This is a genomic window from Amycolatopsis sp. NPDC034160, assembly GCF_055575355.1.
This window is the reverse complement of sequence record NZ_JBVISU010000011.1, coordinates 266,926-273,068: the sequence shown is the minus strand read 5'-3', so window position 1 is coordinate 273,068 and position 6,143 is coordinate 266,926. Positions and strand designations below refer to the sequence as shown.

Here is a 6,143-nt window from a genome sequence, read left to right as displayed (position 1 = left end):
TAGAGGACTAAACGCGGTAAGCCAAACGTGGGTGGGTTGCGTTGGTCGTGAGTGGGGAGTCGGGTTCTAACCCGAATCGCCACTCACGACCACCTGTACCGAAGCCTTAAGCACCGTAAACGGGTTCAGGGACCGGAGCCTCCGCCAGCAGCTCCGCCACGACGGGCCCGAGTTCGGCCGGTGACCACCGGGATCCCTTGTCCCGCACCGCGCCGTGCCGCCATCCCTGCGCGATCGAGACGCGTCCGCCGTCGACCTCGAACACTCGTCCGGTCACCCCGGACGACTCCTCACTGCCGAGCCACACCACCAGCGGTGCCACGTTTTCCGGTGCCATGGCGTCGAATCCGTCCTCCGGCGCCGCCATGTCCTCGGCGAACGCCTCTTCGGTCATCCTGGTCCGGGCGGCCGGGGCGATCGCGTTCACGGTGACGCCGTAGCGCGCGAATTCCGTGGCCGAGACCAGCGTGAGGCCCAGGATCCCGGACTTCGCGGCCGAGTAGTTGCCCTGCCCGACACTGCCGAGCAATCCCGCGCCGGAACTGGTGTTGATCACCCGTGCCACCCGTGTGCGCCCCGCTTTCGCCTCCGCGCGCCAGTACTCGGCGGCGTGCCGCGTCGGCGCGAAATGGCCCTTCAGATGGACGCGGATGACCGCGTCCCATTCGTCCTCGCCCAGGTTCACCAGCATCCGGTCACGCAGGAAGCCCGCGTTGTTGACCAAGACGTCCAACCCGCCGAAGGTCTCGACGGCGGTCCGCACCAGGGCGGCGGCCCCGTCCCAGGACGCGACGTCGTCGGTGTTCGCGACCGCCTTGCCGCCGAGCGCCTCGATCTCGTCGACGACGTCCTGAGCGGGCCCTGCCGAGCCGCCGCTGCCGTCGATCCCGGCACCGAGGTCGTTCACCACCACCCGAGCGCCCTCGGCGGCGAACGCGAGCGCGTGCGCCCGGCCGATGCCACGACCGGCCCCGGTCACCACCACGATCCGGCCGTCGGCGATCCCGCTCACACCGGCTCCTTTCGTGCGGTTCGAGAATTGGAAGCGGCCAAGAAGGCAGGCACCTCTCCTCCGCCGTGCACGGCCAGACAGGCGCCGCTGACATAAGAGGCCAGCGGGGAAGCCAAGAACACCGCGCAGGCACCGATTTCGTCCGGTTCGGCTAACCGTCCTAACGGGACGGTCCGGCCCACCGCGGCGATCCCGGCCTCGTCGCCGTAGTGCAGATGCGTGTGCTCGGTGCGGACCATGCCGACGTCGAGCGCGTTGACCCGCACCTTCGGCGCCCACTCCACGGCCAGCGTCGCGGTCAGATTGTCCAGACCCGCTTTCGCCGCACCATAGGAAGCCGTCCCCGGCGACGGTCTCGTCCCGCTGACACTGCTGATGTTCACGATGACGCCGCCGCGTTCCTGCCCCTGCATGATCACGTTCGCCGCGCGGGCGACGGTCAGCGGTGCCAGCAGGTTCAACCCGATCACCTTCTCGTGGAACCGCGGCGACGCGTCCGCCACCTCGGCGTACGGCGCGCCACCCGCGTTGTTGACCACGACGTCGAGCCTGCCGTGACGCCGGAGGATCTCCTCGAAGAGCGCGTCGACCTCCTTGGGATCGCGGACGTCACAGGAAATGAACGACGACGCCTTGTCCTCGGCACGGACCGGTCGCTCGGGTTCGGTGCGGGCACAGGTGACGACTTCGGCGCCCGCCCGCAGAAATGTCCTGGTGACCCCGGCGCCGACGCCGCGTACCCCACCGGTCACCAGCACCACGGCGCCGTCGAGCCGGATCTCGAGTGCCATGCCGGGCCTCCTTCACGTCGCTGTACCCGGGCCTGACGTCCTGCTAACGTACCAAGCAAGTGCTAGGTTTGGTAGCGGAAAGGGTGCACGATGAGCGTTTCCACCCACTCACCGGAGCCCGGCATCGCCGTGGTCACGGTCGACGCGCCCCCGGTGAACGCGCTGAGCGTGAAGGGGTGGTTCGCCCTCGCTTCCGCCCTCACCGACGCCGGGCGCGATCCCGCGACGCATGTCGTGGTGCTGCGCGCGGAAGGCCGCGGATTCAACGCCGGCGTTGACATCAAGGAGATCCAGCGCGATCCGGGGTACGGCGCGCTGATCGGCGCGAACGAGGGCTGCGCGGCGGCGTTCTCGGCCGTCTACGACTGCGCGGTCCCCGTGATCGCCGCCGTACAAGGCTTCTGTCTCGGCGGAGGGGTCGGCCTGGTCGGCAACGCGGACATCGTGGTCGCCGGCGAAGACGCGACCTTCGGGCTCCCCGAGGTCGATCGCGGCGCGCTGGGCGCGGCGACCCATCTCGCGCGACTGGTCCCCCAGCACCTGATGCGGGCCTTGTACTACACGGCGTCGACGATCACCGCCAACCAGTTGCACCACCACGGTTCGGTCTACGCGGTGGTGCCACGGGAGGAACTCGACGAGACCGCGCTCGGTGTCGCGCGGCAGATCGCGGCGAAGGACACCCGCGTGATCCGCGCGGCGAAACAGGCCATCAACGGCATCGACGTCCAGCCCGTCCACCGCAGTTATCGGTTCGAACAGGGATTCACCTTCGAACTGAACCTGGCGGGCGTCTCCGACGGCGCACGCCAGGAGTTCTTGGACGGCAGGGGGAAGTGATGGCCGACAAGCGGATGACGCCGGACGAGATGGTCGCCGGGCTCACCGACGGGATGACGATCGGCATCGGCGGCTGGGGTTCCCGGCGCAAGCCCATGGCGTTGGTGCGCGCGATCCTGCGTTCGCCGGTCAAGGATCTCACCGTGGTCTCCTACGGCGGTCCGGACGTCGGGTTGCTGGCCTCGGCGGGCAAGATCAAGCATCTGGTCTTCGGGTTCGTCACCCTGGACTCGATTCCCTACGACCCCTGGTTCTCCCGGGTACGGGAAGCCGGGACGATCACCGTCACCGAATACGACGAAGGCGTCTTCTGCACCGGCCTTTCCGCTGCCGCACAAAGACTTCCGTTCCTGCCGACGCGTGCCGGTCTCGGCTCCGGCGTCATGGATCTGAACTCGTCCTTGCGTACCGTCCGATCCCCTTACGACGACGCCGAAGAGTTGCTGGCGGTGCCCGCGCTCAAGCTCGACGCGGCCTTCGTCCATCTCAACCGCGCAGACGCCCGCGGCAACGCGCAGTACCTCGGACCGGATCCCTACTTCGACGAACTGTTCGCCCTCGCCGCCGACAAGTGTTACGTGTCAACGGAAAAGATCGTCGACACCGACGAGCTGTCGGCAGGTGGGCCCGTGCAGAGCCTGTTGCTGAGCCGGATGCTCGTCACCGGGGTCGCCGAGACGCCGAACGGCGCACACTTCACCACCGCCGTCCCGGACTACGGACGGGACGAACGTTTCCAGCGCCACTACGCCGAGGCGGCCAAGGATCCCGGCGCCTGGCCGAAATTCGTCGACAGGTTCTTGTCCGGCGACGAAGCGCAGTACCAAAAGGCCGTCACCGAGTTCGGGGAGTCCGCATGAGTGACATCACCCGCGCCGAGGTCGCCGTCGTGGCCTGCGCCGAATTGTTCCGCGGTGACGGTGAGATCGTGGTGAGCCCCATGGGTTTCATCCCGTCGCTGGGCGCCCGGCTCGCCAGGCTGACCTTCGAACCGGACATCCTGCTGTCCGACGGCGAGGCGTACCTGATGACCTCCGATGCCGTCGTCGAAGGCTGGCAACCGTTCCGCAAGGTCCTCGACACCGTGGTACCGCGCGGAAAGCGCCATGTGGTGATGGGCGCCAACCAGATCGATCGCGAGGGCAACCAGAACATCTCGGCGATCGGCGACCATTCCCAGCCGAAGAAGCAACTCCTCGGTGTACGCGGTGGACCGGGCAACACCGCCAATCACCGCACGAGCTACTGGGTTCCACGCCACAGCAAGCGCGTCTTCGTCGGCCAGGTCGACGTCGTGTCCGGCGTCGGGTACGCCAGAGCGCGCGCGGCCGGGCTGCTGCATCACGACGTCCACCGTGTCGTCACCAACCTCGGAGTCCTGGACTTCGGCGGTGAAGACCACGCCCCGCGGCTGCTCTCGGTGCATCCGGGGGTCTCCGTGGACGAGGTTGTCGAAGCGACGTCGTTCCCACTGATCACTGACGGCGTCACGGAATCCCGGCTCCCGACCGAGTCCGAGCTGCTGCTGATCCGGCACAGTCTGGATCCGAAGTCGGTGCGGGACAAGGAAGTGCCGTCGTGAAGACCGCGCTGACCGAGCTGGCCGGAATCCGGCATCCGATCGTGCAGACCGGCATGGGCTGGGTCGCCGGGCCACGGCTCGTCTCCGCGACGGCGGAAGCGGGCGGCCTGGGCATCCTCGCGTCCGCGACGATGACTTACGACGAACTGGCGGCGGCGATCAAGGAGGTCAAGAGCCGCACGTCGCGGCCGTTCGGCGTCAATCTCCGCGCGGACGCCGAAGACGCCGCACGCCGGGTCGAGCTGCTCATCACCGAGGAAGTCCGTGTCGCCTCCTTCGCGCTGGCACCGAAAAAGGACATGATCGCGCGGCTGAAGGGCAACGGCCTGCTCGTCGTCCCGTCGGTCGGCGCGGCGCGGCACGCGGAGAAGGTCGCGGGCTGGGGCGCGGACGCCGTCATCGTGCAGGGCGGCGAAGGCGGCGGGCACACCGGCGGCGTGGCGACGACCCTGCTGCTGCCGTCCGTACTGGACGCCGTCGACATCCCCGTGGTCGCGGCGGGCGGATTCTTCGACGGCCGCGGGCTGGCCGCCGCGCTCGCTTACGGGGCGGCCGGGGTCGCCATGGGCACCCGGTTCCTCCTCACGAAGGAAAGCACCGTCCCCGAGGAGATCAAACAGGCCTATCTCGCGCGCGATCTCAACGGCACCGTCGTCACCCGCAAGGTGGACGGGATGCCGCATCGCGTCCTCCGGACGGAGCTGGTCGACGCGCTCGAGTCCGCCGGTCCGGTGAGCGGGCTGGCCAGGGCCGTCCGCAACGCCGCGAAGTTCCGGAAGCTGAGCGGGCTGTCGTGGCGCTCGCTGGCCACCGAAGGGCTGCGGATGAAACGCGGCGGCGACCGGACCTGGTCGCAGGTGCTGATGGCCGCCAACACGCCGATGCTGCTGCGCGCCGGACTGGTCGAGGGCGACCGGAGCGCCGGGGTGCTGGCGTCCGGGCAGGTCGTCGGCCTGCTCGACGACCTGCCCGCCGTCGGCGAGCTGATCGAGACGATCGTGGCCGACGCGACGGGCATCCTGCGCCGGCTGGCCTCCGGATAGCGGGTCGAGCGCGCTGTGCTTGACTTCGGCCATGATCTCGGAGAGTCGTTGTCCGGTCGAGGACGGTGAGCTGTACGTCCGCAGCACCGGCGAAGGGCCGCTTCTGCTCCTGATCGCCGGCGGGCTGGGTTCGGCGGACACGTTCCGGGCGATGACGAAGCTGCTCGCCGAGGACTACACGGTCGTCACCTACGACCGGCGCGGTCACTTCCGCAGCTCCGACACCAGCATCGGCCCGGTCAGCGTCCCGAAGCAGGCCGATGACGCGTACGCCGTCCTCCAACATGTCGGCGGCGGGCCCGCGCTGGTGTTCGGGACCAGCGCGGGCGCGCTCATCGGCCTCGACCTCGTCGCCCGCCACCCGGAGGCGGTGAGCGTTCTGGTCGCCCACGAGCCCCCCGCCGTCCAGCTGCTGCCGGACGCGCTCGGCTGGCTCGACGAGGCCAACGCGCAGGTCCGGCTCGCGCAGGCGGGCGACCTGATGGGCGCGTTCAAACGGTTCACCGACGGTATCGCCGGCGCCGCGCTGCCCGAACTGCGGGCGATCCGGCTGCCGAACGAGGAGGACTGGAAGCGGCTGTTCGGCCGCGAGCTGTCCGAGATCCTCGACTACCTCCCGGATCTGCGGGCACTGCGCAAGGTCGATACCGAGATCTTCCCGGTCGCGGGCGTCGGCAGCCGAGGGCACTACCACTACCAGCCCGCGAAGATCCTCGCGCTGGAACTGGGGCTGCCGTTCACCGAGATGCCCGGGGCCCATCTCGCGCCGCAACGGAACCCAGCCCAGTTCACCGAAGCGTTGCGCGACCTCCTCGAAGGCTGAACAGCCTCGTGAGTGGTAATGACGGCTAGAACCGTCATTACCACTCACGAGG

At 68.9% G+C, this 6,143-nt stretch carries 7 protein-coding genes; 5 read left to right on the top strand and 2 right to left on the bottom strand.

The window, feature by feature from the left end; all coding sequences use genetic code 11:
• Positions 1 to 106: 106 nt before the first annotated feature.
• Together ACZ54P_RS23175 and ACZ54P_RS23170 are read right to left on the bottom strand one after the other, a co-directional pair.
• Entirely contained in the window at positions 107 to 1,012 is a 906-nt protein-coding gene (locus ACZ54P_RS23175; RefSeq protein ID WP_465463638.1) for an SDR family oxidoreductase, read from the bottom strand.
• A complete protein-coding gene (locus tag ACZ54P_RS23170; protein WP_465463637.1) occupies positions 1,009 to 1,803 on the bottom strand; it encodes an SDR family oxidoreductase in 795 nt (264 codons plus the stop codon). Before ACZ54P_RS23170 ends, ACZ54P_RS23175 begins: the two co-directional genes overlap by 4 nt.
• Before the next feature lie 90 nt (positions 1,804 to 1,893).
• Between ACZ54P_RS23170 and ACZ54P_RS23165 the strand changes: the two genes are divergently transcribed.
• The 5 genes from ACZ54P_RS23165 to ACZ54P_RS23145 are packed head-to-tail and all read left to right on the top strand — an operon-like array spanning position 1,894 to position 6,091.
• The gene (locus ACZ54P_RS23165) at positions 1,894 to 2,643 is read left to right on the top strand and encodes an enoyl-CoA hydratase family protein (protein WP_465463636.1); all 750 of its coding nucleotides are present in this window, start codon (positions 1,894 to 1,896) and stop codon (positions 2,641 to 2,643) included.
• A complete protein-coding gene (locus ACZ54P_RS23160) occupies positions 2,643 to 3,503 on the top strand; it encodes a CoA transferase subunit A (protein WP_465463635.1) in 861 nt (286 codons plus the stop codon). Before ACZ54P_RS23165 ends, ACZ54P_RS23160 begins: the two co-directional genes overlap by 1 nt.
• Positions 3,500 to 4,225: a CoA-transferase subunit beta gene (locus tag ACZ54P_RS23155; protein ID WP_465463634.1), complete on the top strand. Its 726-nt coding sequence runs from the start codon at positions 3,500 to 3,502 to the stop codon at positions 4,223 to 4,225. The genes ACZ54P_RS23160 and ACZ54P_RS23155 overlap by 4 nt, the downstream gene beginning before the upstream one ends.
• A complete protein-coding gene (locus ACZ54P_RS23150; protein WP_465463633.1) occupies positions 4,222 to 5,268 on the top strand; it encodes an NAD(P)H-dependent flavin oxidoreductase in 1,047 nt (348 codons plus the stop codon). Before ACZ54P_RS23155 ends, ACZ54P_RS23150 begins: the two co-directional genes overlap by 4 nt.
• A gap of 31 nt (positions 5,269 to 5,299) precedes the next feature.
• Positions 5,300 to 6,091: an alpha/beta fold hydrolase gene (locus tag ACZ54P_RS23145; protein ID WP_465463632.1), complete on the top strand. Its 792-nt coding sequence runs from the start codon at positions 5,300 to 5,302 to the stop codon at positions 6,089 to 6,091.
• The last annotated feature ends 52 nt before the right edge of the window (positions 6,092 to 6,143 follow it).